This window comes from Kribbella sp. NBC_01484 (assembly GCF_036227145.1).
Taxonomy (GTDB): Bacteria; Actinomycetota; Actinomycetes; order Propionibacteriales; family Kribbellaceae; genus Kribbella.
Genome location: NZ_CP109437.1, coordinates 1,844,857 through 1,860,633, shown reverse-complemented (window position 1 = coordinate 1,860,633; position 15,777 = coordinate 1,844,857). Strand labels below are relative to the sequence as shown.

Sequence of the window (15,777 nt, the reverse complement as noted above, 5' to 3'; positions counted from 1 at the left end):
CAGCCGCCAGGAGCCCGGCAGACTCGCTGGTGGACCTGCAGGCCATCACGATCGCGCTGACGTGGCGAGGCTGAGCGCGCACCCCGGTCGCCGACCGCGATTGTGATGGCCTGGGGGTCCGGTCCTACGAGGTGCGCAGTGTCAGGGTCTGACGGTTCGGAGTGCGGCCGGTGAGATAGACGCGGAGGCCGTCGGGGGTGAGGCTGCCGTTCAGGTACGTGAACCGTTCGCCCGGGTCCATCGTCACCCGGGTGGCGCCGTTGCCCGGGCCGAACTCGATCCGGTCCGTGCCGACGGTGTAGCTCCCGGTGCCGGACACCAGTTGGTAGTTGCCGGGGGCATCCAACGCCTCGACGCCGGCGAGCGTGCCGCCGGGACGGAAGCAGAGCTCGATCGCGTACGCCGTCTCGTCACCGTCCAGCTCGAAGGTCAGGTCGAACCCGTTGCCGACCTCGGTCACGGTGATCTCGGTCCGGAGCGAGCGGTACTGCTTCGGCCGGTGCGGGAAGTCCATCGACGCGTAGAACCGGCCTTCCAGCGTGAGCGCATAGCGGCCGTCCGCCCGCCGGTACCGCTTCGGCAGCGGCAGGTGATACGGCACCTTCACCTCGTCGGCGAGCTCGAACGTGCCCGGTCCGGTCCGCCGCAGCCCGTCGCTGCGGAAGTGGCCGGTGCTGAAGAACTGCGGGGACAGCCGGACGGAGTCGAGGATCGCCGCACCCTGCCGGAGCTTGAAGAAAGTCGGGTTGGTGGACAGTCCGGAAGCGATCACCGGGATGTCGTGGAAGTCCGTGCCGCCGAAGACCGTCGCCGTCCGCGCACCGCGCCGGATCCGGGCCGACGCCTGCGAGGGGAAGGGCTGGACGAAATCCGTCGGCACAGGTTGTGCGGCCGGGAGTACCGCGGCCAGTTCGGGTCGCTCGAGCACCTCGGCGAGGAAGTCGCCGAGCTCGCCGGTCCCGCGCTGTTCGATGCTCTTGGCAACAGTCGTGAACCGACCGTCCTTGCCGTGCAGGGCAAGCTCGCGGAACTGGGTCAGGTACCACCAGACCTCGCGGATCCCCTTCTGATCCTGCCGCCGGGACGCCACCGTGTCGACCTCGCCGTTCGGCTCCAGGAAGTACAGCGTCGCGTCCAGGTTGCGCCGGACGTCCTCGAGCAGCTCCGGCTTGCCGCGCAACCACGCGATCGTCAGCAGCGAAGGGTTCGTCACCTCCGCGGCGTACGTCGAACTCCGCTCGCTGTAGATTCCGTCCGGGGTCGCGTCGATGCCCTCGTCGAGCCAGTCGTCGATCCGCGCGACGTACCGGCGGTCCGGAAACAGGTGATGGGTGCGCGCCAGCGCGGCGGAGACCTCCCAGCGATGGTTCGGCGTGTGCACTCCGCCGGCCGCTAGCGCCGGTCCGGCCTTCTTGATCACGCTCGCGAGGATCGCGCGATGCGCTTCAGTGTCCGGCCGGCCGTCGGCGTCGAGCAGGGCATAGAGCATGCAGACATCCTGGACCGCGAAGGCGCTGTCCGGCGGCGAGTGCAGGTTGCCGACGTCGTACGTCCCGTCCTCGTGCTGCCGTGCGGCGAGCTGCTCGACCAGCCAGCGCAGCGGCGCGAGCAGCGACGCGTCATGGTGGTACGAGGACCGGCCCCAGACGTACCCGGAGATCAGTCGCCGGGCCTTGCGGGCGACGGTGCGCACGCTGTCGGAGGCGTTCTGGTACGAGCTCAGCACCAGCGGGATCTGGGTCTGGTTCGCGTTGGTCAGCACGGTCAGGAAGTCGTCGTCCACAGCAGCTACCTCAGCATGCGCGGTGGCGGCCGGGTACAGCGCGCCGACCGTCAGCGTGGTCAGTGTGCCGGCCAGGAAGGTACGACGCTGCATCGGGATCTCCACTCGGTAAGCGGTTGCCAAATGTCCAGTACTGTCGCCGGGTGACTTTGTCCTGTCAACAGCTCGCAACGAGTCCGCATCTGGTCAGCCCGCGGCCGCCCGAACCCTTGCATAAACCGGTTTCTCGTACTAACTTGACCGGCCAAGGCAAGCGCTTTCCAGTCTCCGGAGGTCATGAAACATGAGTGCGCTGGGCGAGCTCGGCACCCTCCGGGGAAAGAAGCCGGCGGGCCAGAAGCCAGACCGGGGCGGTGGGGCGGGCAAAGCAGGCAAGAAGGACAACCTGGCTGCGTACCTGTTCCTGACGCCGTGGTTGCTGGGGCTGTTCCTGATCACGATCGGGCCGATGCTGGCCTCGCTGTACCTGTCGTTCACTGACTACAACCTGATCCAGGCCCCGAAGTGGATCGGACTCGAGAACTTCACCCGGATGCTGTCCGACGAGCGGCTGCACAACTCGCTCCGGGTGACCTTCACCTACGTGTTCGTCTCGGTCCCGCTCCAGCTGTCGATCGCCCTGCTGCTGGCCGTCGTCCTGGACCGCGGCGTCCGCGGCATGGCGTTCTACCGCTCGGTCTTCTACCTGCCGTCGCTGCTCGGCTCGAGTGTCGCGATCGCCGTCTTGTGGCGCCAGGTGTTCGGCACCGAAGGTCTGCTCAACCAGGTGCTCGCCCTGGTCGGCATCGACGGCAAGGGCTGGATCTCCGATCCGAGTACGGCGCTGGGCACGCTGGTGGTGCTGAACGTGTGGACGTTCGGGTCGCCGATGGTGATCTTCCTGGCCGGCCTGCGGCAGATCCCGACGATGTACTACGAGGCCGCGTCGGTCGACGGCGCCGGCGTGCTGCGCCGGTTCTTCAGCATCACGCTGCCGCTGCTCACGCCGATCATCTTCTTCAACCTGGTGCTGCAGATCATCCACGCGTTCCAGTCGTTCACGCAGGCGTTCGTCGTCTCCGGGGGCAGCGGCGGGCCGTCGGACTCGACCATGTTCTTCACGCTCTACCTCTACGACCGGGGCTTCGGCAATTTCGACATGGGCTACGCGTCCGCGATGGCGTGGTTCCTGCTCGTGATCATCGGGGTCTTCACCGCGGCGAACTTCTTCGCCTCGAAGTACTGGGTGTTCTATGACGACTGAAACGCTCCGAACCACGCTGGCCGCGCGGCGGCCGGCCGTCATCAGCTGGTCCCGGGTCCGGCCGGTGCTGATCCACGTGGTGCTGGCCGGGTCGGCCCTGGTGATGCTCTACCCGCTGATCTGGATGGTGGTCAGCTCACTGCGGCCGGGCAACGAGATCTTCCGCGACCCGGGCATCCTGGTGAAGGACCTGCAGATCAGCAACTACCGGGTCGGCTGGCACGCGCTGACCGAGCCGTTCACCCGCTACCTGCTGAACTCGGCGGTGGTGGTGCTCGGCGCGATCCTTGGCAACCTGGTCTCCTGCTCGATGGCGGCGTACGCGTTCGCCCGGCTGGAGTTCAACGGGAAGAAGTTCTGGTTCGCGATCATGCTGCTCAGCATCATGCTGCCGATCCACGTCGTGATCGTGCCGCAGTACATCCTGTTCTCGCAGATGGGCTGGATCAACACGTTCCTGCCGCTGATCGTGCCGAAGCTGCTGGCCACCGACGCGTTCTTCGTCTTCTTGATGGTGCAGTTCATCCGCGGCATTCCACGCCAGCTGGACGAGGCGGCCCGGATCGACGGCTGCGGCAAGGCCGGGATCTTCCTCCGGATCATCCTGCCGCTGATGGTGCCCGCGCTCGCGACCACTGCGATCTTCACGTTCATCTGGACCTGGAACGACTTCTTCAGCCAGCTGATCTACCTGACCGACCCGCACATGTACACCGTCCCGGTAGCACTGCGGGGCTTCGTCGACTCGACCTCCAGCTCGTCGTGGGGATCGATGTTCGCGATGTCGGTCGTCTCCCTCGTCCCGGTCTTCCTCGCATTCCTGCTCGGCCAGCGGTTCCTGATCAAGGGCATCGCGACCACCGGCATCAAGTAACCCCTGAAAGGTGCACAGCATGAGGCACATCCCCCGTCCCGCGGGCCCGCGCCTGCGGGCATTCGCCGCAGCCGCTATCGCCGCCAGTCTGCTGGTCGCCAGCGCCTGTGGCGGCAACTCCGGTGGTCCCTCGTCGTCGTCGGCCGACGGCGGCAAGGTGACGCTCCGCTTCACCTGGTGGGGCAGCGACACCCGGACCAAGCTGACCCAGCAGGTCATCGACGCGTACCAGAAGGACCATCCGAACGTCACCATCAAGGGCGAGTTCGGTGAGTGGGCCGGCTACTGGGACAAGCTCGCCACCACGGTCGCGGCGAACGACGCCCCGGACATCATCCAGATGGACGAGAAGTACCTGCGGGAGTACGCCGACCGCGGCGCGCTGCTCGACCTGAAGAAGGCCGACGGTCTCGACACCGGCAAGTTCGAGCCGGACACCCTCGGCGCCGGCGAGTTCGACGGCGGCCTGTACGGGCTGAACGCCGGGATCAACTCGTTCGCCGTGGTCGCGAACCCGGCCGTGTTCAAGGCCGCCGGCGTCGCGATGCCGGACGACACCAAGTGGACCTGGGACGACTTCGCCCGGATCTCCGCCGAGGTCTCCGCGAAGATGAACGGCAAGGCCTGGGGGACCGGAGCCATCGGTACCAACGAGGCCGGCCTGAACCTGTGGGCCCGGCAGCGCGGCGAGTCGCTCTGGACCAAGGACGGCAAGCTCGGCGTCTCGCCGGAGAAGACCACGGACTTCTTCAAGTACGTGCTGAAGCTGCGGGACGCGAAGTCGATCCCGTCGGCCGAGTTCACCGCGCAGGACATGAACGCGCCGCTCGACCAGTCCGCGATGGCGACCGGCAAGCTGGCGATGAGCTTCATCTGGAGCAACCAGCTGGTCGCCTTCACCAAGGCGTCCGGGCAGCCGCTGAAGCTGCTCCGGATCCCGAGCGCCGACGGCACCGCGAAGGACAACGGCTCCTACTACAAGGGCTCGATGTTCTGGTCGATCTCGTCGCGGTCGAAGCACCAGAAGGAGGCCGCCGAGTTCGTCAACTACCTGGCCAACAACACCGCGGCCGGCAACATCCTGCTCGCCGAGCGGGGCGTCCCGCCGAACACCGAGGTCCAGGCCGCGGTGACGCCGAAGCTGCAGCCGGCCGACGCCGCGTCCGCGAAGTTCATCAAGGACATCGGCACCGAGCTCGGCGAGCCGTCGCCGGCCCCGCCGGTCGGTGGTGGTCAGGTGGAGAAGATCATCCAGCGCTACACCACCGAGGTGCTGTTCGGCCGGCAGGCACCGGACGCGGCGGCGAAGGCCTTCCTGGACGAGGTCAACGGGGAGCTCAAATAGTGTTGCTACCGGCAACTGATTGCCGATGACGGGGCCTCGGGTGGCCGTGGCTGGTGTCCACGGCCACGGGGCCTCCCATGTCCGCAACGTCGCCCGGCTGGCCGCGGCCGGCCGGGCCGAGCTCGTCGCCGTGGCCGATCCCCAGCCGGCGGCGGACCTGACCGCCCCGGCCTTCGCCGGCCTGGCGGAGCTGCTCGCGGCGACCGAGGTCGACGTGGTGATCATCAGTACGCCGATCCAGACGCACGTACCGCTGGCCGAGCTGGCGATGCGGGCCGGGGCCGACGTCCTGCTGGAGAAGCCGCCGACCGCGTCGCTGGCCGAGTTCGACCAGCTGTCCGCGATCGTCGCGGAAACCGGGCGGGCCTGTCAGGTCGGCTTCCAGGCACAGGCTTCCCAGGCCACGCTGACGTTGGCGAAGCTGGTGGCCGACGGCCGGCTCGGCGAGCTCCGCGGGATCAGTGCCGTGGGCAAGTGGGTGCGGACGGCGCGGTACTTTCAGCGCGCACGGTGGGCCGGTCGCCGGACGCTTGACGGTGTGGCAGTCGTCGACGGTGCGGTGACGAACCCGCTGGCTCACGCGACCGCTGCCGCGTTGCTGCTGGACGGGTCGACCGGGGTGGGCGACGTACGGTCCGTCGAGACAGAGCTCTTCCGGGCGAACCCGATCGAGTCCGACGACACCTCCACGGTCCGGATCGTCACCGCCCGCGGTACGACGATCCTGATCGCGGTCACGTTGTGCGCGACGGAACATCTCGAACCGGCTGTGATCGTGGACGGCTCCGAGGGGCGCGCCGTACTGCGGTATGCGTCGGACACGCTCGAGACCGACTCGGGGACCACGACGTACGAACGAGAGGATCTGCTGGAGAATCTGCTCGCGCATCGCGCGGATCCCGCCGTACCGCTGTACTGCCCGCTGGCCGCGACGGGTGGGTTCACCCGGGTCGTCGAGGCGGTGCGGACGGCGAAGGATCCGGCCGGGATTCCGGACGAGCTGATCCGGTGGGAGGGCGAAGGACTCGAACGGCATCCGGTCGTGCTCAATGTCGAGCGATGGATCGACCGGGCCTCGGACGAGCTGGCGTTGTTCAGCGAGATCGGGGCGCCCTGGATGTCACAGCGTATTCAATCGACACGGGAGAATTCATGACGCAGAACCTCGGCTGCAATCATGCTGTCGGCCGATCGATCCAGGTGACGGCGGGCGACGCAGAGCTGTTCACCTATGTCTACAAGGCCACCGATCCGCAGTACGAGTCGCCGCGGCCGTACTTCCATCCGATCCGGACGCTGACCGGCGACCTGATCAGCGTGTACCGGCCGTGGGACCACTTGTGGCACAAGGGCCTGGCCTGGTCGTTGCCGCACTTCGGGCACGACAACTTCTGGGGCGGACCGACCTTCACGAAGGAGAACGGCTACAAGCCGCTGGACAACAACGGCTCGCAGGATCATGACCGGGTCGACGCTCTCGACGTGTCGGACGATCTGGTCCGGTTCGCCCACCACCTGTCGTGGCACACACAGGCCGGCGCTCACGTCGTCGACGAGTCGCGAACGGTGACCACGCGGCTTGCGGATGACGGCTGGGTGCTCGTGTTCGAGACCGCGATGACGAACGTCTCGGGCGCGACGGTCCAGATCGGCAGCCCGACCACTGCCGGCCGGCCGAACGCCGGCTACGGCGGTCTGTTCTGGCGTGGCCCGCGGGAGTTCACCAACGGCACCATCCTCGCCCCGCAGGGCAAGGGCGGCGACGAGCTCCGCGGCCAGCGCGCACCCTGGATGGGCTTCACCTCCCGACAGGACGAGACCGACACCGCCTCCACGATCATCGTCGCCGACGCAGGAGACAACGTTCGCCACCCACCGGAGTGGTTCGTCCGCTCCGAGGACTTCGCGGCCGTCTGCCCCGCCCCCTTCTTCTCCGAAGAACTCGCCTTCACCGCCGGCGAGACCCTCCGCCTCAGGTACGCCGTACTGGTCGCCGACGGCCTCTCCGACGACCAACGTGCCAAGACGCTGGCCGCCCAAGCCCAGAAGGCCTTGGCTGCTGGGTAGCGGATCGCCAGGCCATCACAACTTGGCATCCGGACCCACGCCGAGCGGGGCGCCGGCGATGTGCGGCCGATTGCGATTGCGATGGCCTGGCGGTTCGGCACTACCTTGGCAGGGCCAGCGTGAAGCACGTGTCGCCCGGGTGGGACGTGACCGTGACGATGCCGCCGTGGGCTTCGGTGATGGATTGAGCGAGGGACAGACCGAGGCCCGAGCCGCCGGAGTCGCGGGTGCGTGAGGTGTCCGCGCGGGTGAAGCGTTTGAAGACGTTCGGTTGCAGGTCGGCCGGGATGCCGGGGCCGTTGTCGTGGATGGTGAGTACGGCCGTATGACGGTCGTCCGCGATCAACTCGACGGTCACCGTGGTCCCGGCCGGCGTGTGTCGGCGGGCGTTGCTGAGCAGGTTCGTGACGACCTGGTGCAGGCGTTGCTCGTCGCCCGTGACGACCACTGGTTCAGGCGGCAGGCTCAACGCCCAGTGGTGATCCGGGCTGACGATCTGGGCGTCGGTGACCGACTCCCTCGCCAGCCGGGTGAGATCGACCGGCCTGAGGTCGAGCGGTCGGCCTGCGTCGAGGCGGGCCAACAAGAGCAGGTCTTCGACCAAGGCGGCCATTCGGGTGGCCTCGACCATCACCTTGCCCATGGCGTGGCTGAACAACTCGTGGTCGCCTTGCCGCAGGCTCAGTTGTGCGTAGCCGTGGATGGTGGTGAGCGGCGTACGCAGTTCGTGGGATGCGTCGGCGACGAACTGGCGGACCTGTTGCTCACTGCGGTGCCGCGCGTCCAGGGCGTTCTCCATGTGGCCCAGCAAGGTGTTGAGTGCGACCGCGACCTGACCGACCTCGGTCCGTTCGTCGGTGAGCTGATCCGGCACCCGCGCGGTCATCCCGATCTCACCGGTGTCCAGGGGGAGGCCGGCCACCTCGCGGGCGGTTTGTGCGACGCGGCGCAGTGGCCGCAACTGACGTCGTACGACGAACACCGCCACGCCACCCGCGGTCAGCACACCCACCCCGCCGAAGAGCACCTCCCAGCCGATCAGGCTGTTGATGGTGTCGGCGATGTCCTTCGTCGGCAGCGCGGTGACCACCGTGATCGGGCCGATCTGTGACGCGTGTGCTCGGTACTGGCCCAGCCCTGGCAGGTCGACGGTGCGGTTCCCGTCGCCGGCGGGGACCTCGTCGAGTGCGGCGACGGCCGGGTCCGAGAGCGTCGCGAGTACGCCGTCCGGGGTGATGACGTTGCCGGTGGCACCTGACGAGGTGAGATAGGCGGTCACCGTGCCCGCGTCCTGCCCGTGCGGCGTGTCCGGCGGTGGCCGGCTGCCGTCGCCCTTGGTCAGCGCCATGATCGTCCGCCCCTGCGAGGCCGCCACCTTGCTGTCCAGCTGCTTGGTCAGGTACGAACTGATCGCGGCCGTCGTCAGCACGCTGATCACGACACTCACCACCGCGACCAGCAGCACCATCGCCGCCGCGACGCGCACGCTCAGCGAGCGCACCGCGAATCCCCGCCAGGACCTCATGACCCCAGGATGTGCACCCAGCCCTGGGACTCCCTCCGGTTTTCCTGGCACCTTGCTGTGAGAGTCAGAGCAGTTCGCCGGCCGCCCGGCGGAGAGCGCCGAGCTCATCGGCGGCCCACCCCTCGGCGCGGGACTCGGTGCCGCGGAACAACGGCTTGTCGACAAGGTGGAACCGCAGGTTGAAGATCCGCCCGACGATCTGGAGATAAGGGATCGCCGCGAGGTCGGCGTCGGTGACCGGGCGTCGGGTGGTGTACCCGGTCCTGAAGGCATCCCAGTACGGCGTGGTCGCGACGCCGGCGAAGTCTGCTGCCCGCGGACCGACCGCGGTGAGGTCGAAGTCGAGTAAGAGGAGTCCCTGCTTCGTCAATAAGATGTTGTCCAAGCTGACGTCGCCATGGCAGATGCCGGTATTCGAGTACTCCGCGAGGTTGTTCCGTACCGCGGCCGCGAGGTCGCGGAGCAGGTTTTCCTCCGCGCGGTCGACGGCCAGGATCTGTTCGAGTGGTTCGTGAAGCCGATCGGCGATCTCGGCCGGGCGTCGCGCGTACGTCGAATGGTAGTTGTCGGCGGCATCGTGGAATGCCGCGAGTTGCCGGCCGAATGCGTCGTACAACTCGTCGTCGAAAGGCGGCTGCGGTTTGGTGCCCTCGACGAAACCGGACACGATGAACGGCCGGGGCCCTTCAGGTGTCTCGAGCAGTCCGACGGGTTCTCCGTCCGACAACAAGACCGGCGGGACTTGTAATCCGGCCGTCTGCAAATGCGCCCAAAGCCCTGCCTCCCAACGGATTTCGTCCGGATCGCGGCCGTCGTGGCGGTACAGCTTGAGGACGTAGCGGGCGTCGCCGGTGGTGAGCTCGTAGACGTCGTTCACGAGCGATCGAAGCAGCGTGCACCCCGTGAAGCCGAGGCCGTAGCGGTCGGCCAGGTGAGCGCTGAGAGCGTGCGGGGCGGGCAGCGATCGCATCGTCGGGATCATGACACCGACCCTAAGTGTCGCTGGAATCGGCAGGTGTGAAACGGTGCCGCGGTGGGGAGGTTCGAGACGTTTCCGGATTCGCCTCCCCTATCGGGGCCGGAAACCGGTAGCCTCGTGCAGCGCCCTTCAGGGGGAGGGGGCCGCCGTACCACCATTCCCGACGAAACTGCCGGAGAGCCCAAACCGGTCAGGAGACCACGTCTTGCAGGAGAACACCAGCAATCCCAGTACTGGCGAACTGGCGAACGTACCCCTTACCGGTGCGGACAAGGTCGCCTACGCCTTCTACGCCACTGCGGCCGCGGCCGCACTTGTCGGCCAGGTCTGGGCCGGCGTGACCCACATCCCCTGGCCGGACACCGGCTTCTCGACGTTCCTCAAGATCATCCTCGTCACCCCGGCGGTGGCCGTGCTCGAGCTCGGTGGTGTCGCCACCGCCGCGCTCGCCGACCTGCGCCGGCGCAAGGGTGAGCAGGCCTACGCCTACCGCGCGATGTCGTTCTTCGCGGCTCTGGTCGCGGTCGTCTTCAACGTGGTCGGCCACTGGCGGCCGGAGGAGCGGTTCCTGGCCTTCGGCTTCGGCGGCCTGTCCGCGTTCGCCTATGTGCTGTGGCTGATCCACAGCTCGGCCCGCCGCCGCGACGCGCTGCGCCGGGCGGGGCAGATGCGCGAGACCGGCCCGGTGTAGGGCGTGATCCAGTGGGCCCGCGAGCCACGGGTCACCTGGCTGGCCCGGTCGCTGGCGATCGAGCACGGCTACGGCCTGTACGAGAGCCTCCGCGCGGCCCAGCACCAGATCCGGAACCGGAGCCGCCGCGAGGCGATCGCCGGAACCGTTGCCGAGTACATCCGGTCCGAGCACCAGGACGAGCGGCTGGCGAAGATCGCCGAGACGACGTACGACCCGGACCGGCTGGCCGGGATGCTCGAGGAGCGGATCAACTACGAGGTCATCACCAACAAGCTCACCAAGGCGATCTCGCCGCCCCCGGAGCCCGCGGAGATCGAGGAGCGCGGTGACCTGCGCGCGGCGGTCTGGGTGCTCGAGGGCGGGCAGCCGCGACGGGCGGACGGCGCCGGGATGTCTCTCCGCGACGAGGATGCCTGGACCGGCGAGCTGATGGCCATCGTCGACCAGCAGCCCGACAGCGACGAACCGGTCGCCGAGGCGGTCGTCGTCGAGGACGAGAGCGAGCCGCAGCACGTCGTCCAGCCGAACGGAGCCCAGAGCAACGGTGTCCAGAGCAACGGTGTGAAGGCCTCGGCGGCCAAGTTGCGGCCGCTGGCGCCGCAGCCGAAGGCCGAGCCGGTGGTGCAGAAGCCGCAGGGCCCGTCGCCGTTCGCCGGACCGGCCGACCCGCAGCCGCCGGCGCTCATCACGACACCGAAGGCCGAGCCGGCCGCGCCGAAGTCGGTCGTGGACGAGTCGGTGGTGGACAAGCCGGTGATGGAGTCGGTGAAGATCGACGAGCCGGCCGTCGAGCCGACGGCGCTGGAGAAGAAGCGGATGCGGGCGTGGGCGCTGCTGTCCGACTGGCCGGAGGGTCACGAGCGGACGGCGAAGAAGCTGGCCGACGCGATCGCCTCCAGCGAGCCGATGGCCGCGCGCTTCATCGAGCAGTACGAGGCCGAGCACGGCCTGGCCTTCAGCTCACAGAACTGACGCGTTACGTCCGAAGAAGTGAGGGTTATCGCCCACACTTCTTCGGACGCAACGGTTCTCAGGTGAGGTTGACGGGGAGTTCCGCCAGGCCGCTGACCAGGACGCGACGCCATTCGAGGTCCTCGGCCGGCTTCGCGAGGCGCAGGCGCGGGAAGCGTCGTACCAGGGCCAGCAACGACTCCTGCAGCTCGATCCGGGCCAGTTGCGCGCGGAGGCAGAAGTGCGGACCGAAGCCGAACGACAGGTGCTTGTTGTCCGGCCGATCCAGCCGCAGCTCGTCGGGTGCGTCGTACGCGCGCGGATCCCGGTTGGCCGAGTTGAGCGCGGCCATCACGCCTTCGCCGGCTTTGATCTGTACGCCGTGCAGCTCGACGTCCTCGAGTGCGACGCGGAGCTGACCTACCTCGCTGAAGCGGTTGAACCGCAGCAACTCCTCGATCGCCGACGGGACCAGGTCGGGGTTGTCGACGAGTCTCGCCCAGTTCTCCAGCCGGCGCAGCAGGGTCGCGACGCAGCTCGAGATCTGGTTCGCCGAGGTCTCGTGGCCGGCGACCAGCAGGTTCACCCCGAAGGCGATCAGCTCCTCCTGACTGAGCCGGTCGCCTTCCTCGCGGGCGCGGACGAGTTCGTCCAGCAGGTCCTCGGCCTGTCGGTGTTCGCCAGCTTCTTCGTGACCAGGTCCTCGATGTACGCGGTCAGGCTGGTCATCGCGTCCTCGACCAGATCCTTCTCCGCCATCTCCATGCTGTATCCCAGCTCGGTCCACTCCCGGAACTGCGCGCGGTCGTCGTACGGTACGCCGAGCAGCTGGCAGATCACCTGGATCGGCAGCGGCAACGCCACCAACTGCCGGATGTCGGCGCCGTCACCGGCGCGGGCCACGTCCTCGGCCAGCTGGGCGGACAGCTCCGCGACCCACGGTGGGGTCCGCTCGATCCGCCGGTGCGCGAACGTCGACGACACCAGCTTGCGCAACCGGGTGTGCTCGGGCGGGTCGGTCGTGGTCAGGCTGTTCGGCATCGGCTTGGCCAACGCGACCCGCGGCGCGCCCTGCTTGACCACTGCGGCCCGCGAGAACCGCGGATCCGCGAGCACCAGCCGTACGTCGTCGTACCGCGTCACCAACCACACCTCGGCCCCCGCCAACGTCCGCACCCGAGCCACGGGACGTGTCTCCCGTAGCTCGGCGAACGTCGGCGAAGGATCAAACCGAAACGCATCATCAAACGGAATCTGCGGCACAGGCTCTTCCGGCATATCCCAAACCTAGGTGGTTAGGTAACCCTTCGCTCACGTCATCTGCGCGTCGCGACCGGAACTGTGTACCGAAGAACGGGTGGTGGTCCCGTCTCGCCGGGACCTCCACTCCGCCGGCACGCTCAACTGAAGGCTGCGGGTCGACTACTACCCGTTCTTCGGTTCGGCTAGTTGGTGCCGAAGGTGTAGATGGTGGTGGATTGGTAGGTCTCACCGGGGCGGAGGACTGTGGACGGGAAGTTGGGGTGGTTCGGGGAGTCGGGGAAGTGCTGGGTTTCGAAGGCGAAGGCGTCGCCCTGGCGGTAGGCCTTGTCGCCGATACCGAGGAACGTGCCGTCGAGGAAGTTGCCGCTGTAGAACTGGGCGCCGGGCTGGTCGGTGTGGACCGTGACGGTGCGGCCGTGCTCGGGTTCGGTGAAGCGGGCGGCGAAGCGGAGGCCGTCGTCGTCCGGCTCGCCGCCGAGGACGAAGTTGTGGTCGTAGCCGCGGCCGACGATCAGCTGCGGGTGGTCGTGGCGAAGCCGGGCTCCGATCGCGGTCGGCTTGCTGAAGTCGAACGGCGTACCGGCGGTCGGTGCGAGCTCGCCGGTCGGGATCAGGCCGGCGTCGACCGGGGTGTACTTCGGCGCGTTCAGCTGCAGCACGTGGCCGTCGATCGAGCCGCTGCCCTCACCGGCCAGGTTGAAGTACACGTGGTTGGTCAGGTTGACGATGGTCGGCTTGCCCTTGACGGTCGCGTGGTAGTCGATCCGCAGATTGTCCCGCCGGTCGAGCGTGTACGTCACCGTGCTGGTCAGCTCACCGGGGAAGCCCATCTCGCCGTCCGGGCTGACGTAGGTGAAGGCGACGCCGACGGCGTTGTCGCTGCGGACGACCACCGCCTTCCACACCAACTTGTCGAAGCCGATGGTGCCGCCGTGCAACGCGTTCTCGCCATCGTTGATCGGGATCTGGTACGTCGTCCCGTCGAGCATGAACCGGCCCTTCGCGATCCGGTTGCCGTAGCGGCCGATAGTGGCACCGAAGTACGGGCTGAGCGCCGCGTAGTCGGGCAGGTTGTCGAAGCCGAGGCTGATGTTCGTGGTCCGGCCGCGCCGGTCCGGGGTCTCGACCCGCTGGATGGTGGCACCCCAGGTCAGCATCGAGATCGTCATCCGGCCGTTGGTGAACGTGTAGACGTCCACCTGCTGACCGTCCGGGGTGGTGCCGAACGGGTCCTTGCGGATCTCGAGCTTGCCGTGATGTTCGCCCATGCGGGCCAACTTATCCGGCGTGCCGGCAGCCCGCGTGGCGGCCCCGATCTCTGCAGCAGGATCGAAAGGCTCCCCGCGGCCTGACCAGATCGGTCCGGTGCCAGCCTCGATCGGGACTTCTCCGGTGCGCCGTTCCGCCGCCAGGATGAGCGGTATGAGCCGCACCGCACTGATCGTGATCGACGTCCAGGAATCGTTCCGGGTCCGCGCGAACTGGAAGGCCGTGAACCACCCCGACATCGCCGACCGGGTCAATCGCCTCGTCCGCGCGGCCCGGGACAAGGGTGATCTGGTCGTCTGGGTCCTGCACAGTGAGCCGGGTACCGGCGGGGCGTTCGACCCGGCCGAGGGCCACGTCCGGCTGATCGAGGGACTCGAGCCGCTGCCCGGCGAACCCCTGATCACCAAGACGTCTCACAACGCCTTCACCACGACGAATCTGCAGCAGCTCCTGACCCAGCACGGCGTCACCGAGCTGGTGATCAGCGGCATCCGCACCGAGCAGTGCTGCGAGACCACGACCCGGGTCGCGTCGGACTTCGGGTACGACGTCGTGTTCGTCACCGAGGCGACCGCGACGCAGCCGATCCCGCACTGGACGATGCCGGCGGACGCGACGCTCGAGGAGATCCTGGCCGATCCCCGGACGCTGAGCCCCGAGCAGATCACCGAGCGCACCGAGTACGCCCTGGCCGGCCGGTTCGCCACCATCCGGACACTCGACGAACTCACCGGCGTACCCGTGCCATCCTGACTGGATCATGCCTACGAAGGTCGTCTTCCTGCTGGTGCCGAAACTGCACCTGCTGGATCTGGCCGGTCCGGCGCAGGTCTTCTCCACCGCGAACGACCTCGGCTACGGCTACGAGCTGAGCTATGTGGCGGAGGTCGACGAGATTCCCACCGCACAGGGTGTGCCGGTGAAGGCACGGCTGGAGTGGCCGGATCTCGGTCCGGACGACCTGATCGTCGTACCGGGGTGGCGGTCGCCGCGGTTGTCGCCGGTGCCGCCGATCGGGCCGCAGACCAAGCAGCGGCTGCGCAGTCACCATGCGGCCGGTGGATCGGTGGCGAGCGTGTGTTCCGGCGCCGACGCGCTCGGCGCGGCCGGGCTGCTCGACGGGCACCGGTACACCACCCACCACGACCTGACCGACGAGCTCGCCGCGCGGTATCCGAAGGCGACGATCGTGCGGGACGTCCTGTACGTCGTGGACGACCGGGTGATCACGTCCGCCGGGATCGCGAGCGGGATCGACCTGGCCCTGCACCTGGTCGCGGTCGAGCGTGGTGCCGAGGCGGCGGCGCGGGTCGCGCGGGAGATGGTCGTGTACGCGCGGCGCAACGGAGACGAACTGCAGGACAGCGCGATGCTGCGGCACCGCGGTCACCTCAGCGATCTGGCCCATCGCGTGCAGGACGTGATCGACGCCCGGTACGCCGACCGCCTGCTGCTGACCGACCTCGCCCGGGAGATCGGGGTCAGTGAACGCACCCTGACCCGGATCTTCACCACCGCGACCGGTCTCACCCCGCTGCGCTACCAGCAGCTCCTCCGCCTCGAACGCGCCGAACACCTGATCGGCCACGGCAGCACCATCGAGGCGGCCGCCCGCGCGGTCGGCTTCGAGGACGCCCGCATGCTCCGCCGCCTGCGCGCCCGGACGATCGAGCCCGTCGCCGGGTAGGCCTAGCTCCACCCCGGCGGGGGTTCCAGGACTCCTGAGATCCGTTCCCGATCAGGTCAGGCTCGTCCTGACCGGGCAGGGCGTCCGGTCGCTGGAG

Annotated in this window: 15 protein-coding genes; 9 read left to right on the top strand and 6 right to left on the bottom strand. The window is 68.1% G+C overall.

Annotation, left to right across the window (positions count from 1 at the left end):
• Window positions 1-124 precede the first annotated feature (124 nt).
• Entirely contained in the window at window positions 125-1,876 is a 1,752-nt protein-coding gene (locus OG555_RS09095; RefSeq protein ID WP_329482368.1) for a hypothetical protein, read from the bottom strand.
• A gap of 190 nt (window positions 1,877-2,066) precedes the next feature.
• Here OG555_RS09095 and OG555_RS09090 point away from each other — a divergent pair, with 190 nt between their 5' ends.
• From OG555_RS09090 to OG555_RS09070, 5 genes are read left to right on the top strand one after another with little or no spacing between them, the layout of a single operon-like run.
• Window positions 2,067-3,026, top strand: coding sequence for a carbohydrate ABC transporter permease (locus tag OG555_RS09090; protein WP_329482367.1), 960 nt, complete (start codon window positions 2,067-2,069; stop codon window positions 3,024-3,026).
• Window positions 3,016-3,900 (top strand): carbohydrate ABC transporter permease, encoded by an 885-nt coding sequence (locus OG555_RS09085; RefSeq protein ID WP_329482366.1) that lies wholly within the window; start codon window positions 3,016-3,018, stop codon window positions 3,898-3,900. The genes OG555_RS09090 and OG555_RS09085 overlap by 11 nt, the downstream gene beginning before the upstream one ends.
• Window positions 3,901-3,919: 19 nt before the next feature.
• Window positions 3,920-5,245, top strand: a complete 1,326-nt coding sequence (locus tag OG555_RS09080) for an ABC transporter substrate-binding protein (RefSeq protein ID WP_329482365.1) — start codon at window positions 3,920-3,922, stop codon at window positions 5,243-5,245.
• A 25-nt stretch (window positions 5,246-5,270) separates the two neighbouring features.
• Window positions 5,271-6,401 (top strand): Gfo/Idh/MocA family protein, encoded by a 1,131-nt coding sequence (locus tag OG555_RS09075; RefSeq protein WP_329482364.1) that lies wholly within the window; start codon window positions 5,271-5,273, stop codon window positions 6,399-6,401.
• Entirely contained in the window at window positions 6,398-7,312 is a 915-nt protein-coding gene (locus OG555_RS09070; RefSeq protein ID WP_329482363.1) for a PmoA family protein, read from the top strand. The genes OG555_RS09075 and OG555_RS09070 overlap by 4 nt, the downstream gene beginning before the upstream one ends.
• A gap of 100 nt (window positions 7,313-7,412) precedes the next feature.
• Here the strand turns inward: OG555_RS09070 and OG555_RS09065 are convergent, their stop codons facing one another.
• Both OG555_RS09065 and OG555_RS09060 read right to left on the bottom strand, forming a co-directional pair.
• Entirely contained in the window at window positions 7,413-8,837 is a 1,425-nt protein-coding gene (locus OG555_RS09065; protein WP_329482362.1) for a sensor histidine kinase, read from the bottom strand.
• Between the two features lie 64 nt (window positions 8,838-8,901).
• Window positions 8,902-9,819: a phosphotransferase enzyme family protein gene (locus tag OG555_RS09060; RefSeq protein ID WP_329482361.1), complete on the bottom strand. Its 918-nt coding sequence runs from the start codon at window positions 9,817-9,819 to the stop codon at window positions 8,902-8,904.
• Window positions 9,820-10,021: 202 nt separating this feature from the next.
• Here OG555_RS09060 and OG555_RS09055 point away from each other — a divergent pair, with 202 nt between their 5' ends.
• Complete coding sequence (locus OG555_RS09055) at window positions 10,022-10,507, top strand: hypothetical protein (protein ID WP_329482360.1); 486 nt, start codon at window positions 10,022-10,024, stop codon at window positions 10,505-10,507.
• Between the two features lie 3 nt (window positions 10,508-10,510).
• Window positions 10,511-11,482 carry a hypothetical protein gene (locus tag OG555_RS09050; RefSeq protein ID WP_329482359.1) on the top strand — a complete coding sequence of 324 codons (972 nt, stop codon included), beginning with the start codon at window positions 10,511-10,513 and terminating at the stop codon, window positions 11,480-11,482.
• 58 nt (window positions 11,483-11,540) lie between these two features.
• Here the strand turns inward: OG555_RS09050 and OG555_RS09045 are convergent, their stop codons facing one another.
• The 3 genes from OG555_RS09045 to OG555_RS09035 form a co-directional block, all read right to left on the bottom strand.
• Window positions 11,541-12,116 (bottom strand): cytochrome P450, encoded by a 576-nt coding sequence (locus tag OG555_RS09045; protein ID WP_329484790.1) that lies wholly within the window; start codon window positions 12,114-12,116, stop codon window positions 11,541-11,543.
• A complete protein-coding gene (locus OG555_RS09040; protein WP_329482358.1) occupies window positions 12,059-12,604 on the bottom strand; it encodes a hypothetical protein in 546 nt (181 codons plus the stop codon). The genes OG555_RS09045 and OG555_RS09040 overlap by 58 nt, the downstream gene beginning before the upstream one ends.
• A 302-nt stretch (window positions 12,605-12,906) precedes the next feature.
• Window positions 12,907-13,992, bottom strand: coding sequence for an aldose epimerase family protein (locus OG555_RS09035; protein ID WP_329482357.1), 1,086 nt, complete (start codon window positions 13,990-13,992; stop codon window positions 12,907-12,909).
• 154 nt (window positions 13,993-14,146) lie between these two features.
• On the opposite strand from OG555_RS09035, the gene OG555_RS09030 reads away from it, so the two are divergent.
• Both OG555_RS09030 and OG555_RS09025 read left to right on the top strand, forming a co-directional pair.
• Window positions 14,147-14,746 (top strand): isochorismatase family protein, encoded by a 600-nt coding sequence (locus tag OG555_RS09030; RefSeq protein ID WP_329482356.1) that lies wholly within the window; start codon window positions 14,147-14,149, stop codon window positions 14,744-14,746.
• A 7-nt stretch (window positions 14,747-14,753) separates the two neighbouring features.
• Complete coding sequence (locus OG555_RS09025) at window positions 14,754-15,680, top strand: GlxA family transcriptional regulator (protein WP_329482355.1); 927 nt, start codon at window positions 14,754-14,756, stop codon at window positions 15,678-15,680.
• Window positions 15,681-15,777: the final 97 nt, after the last annotated feature.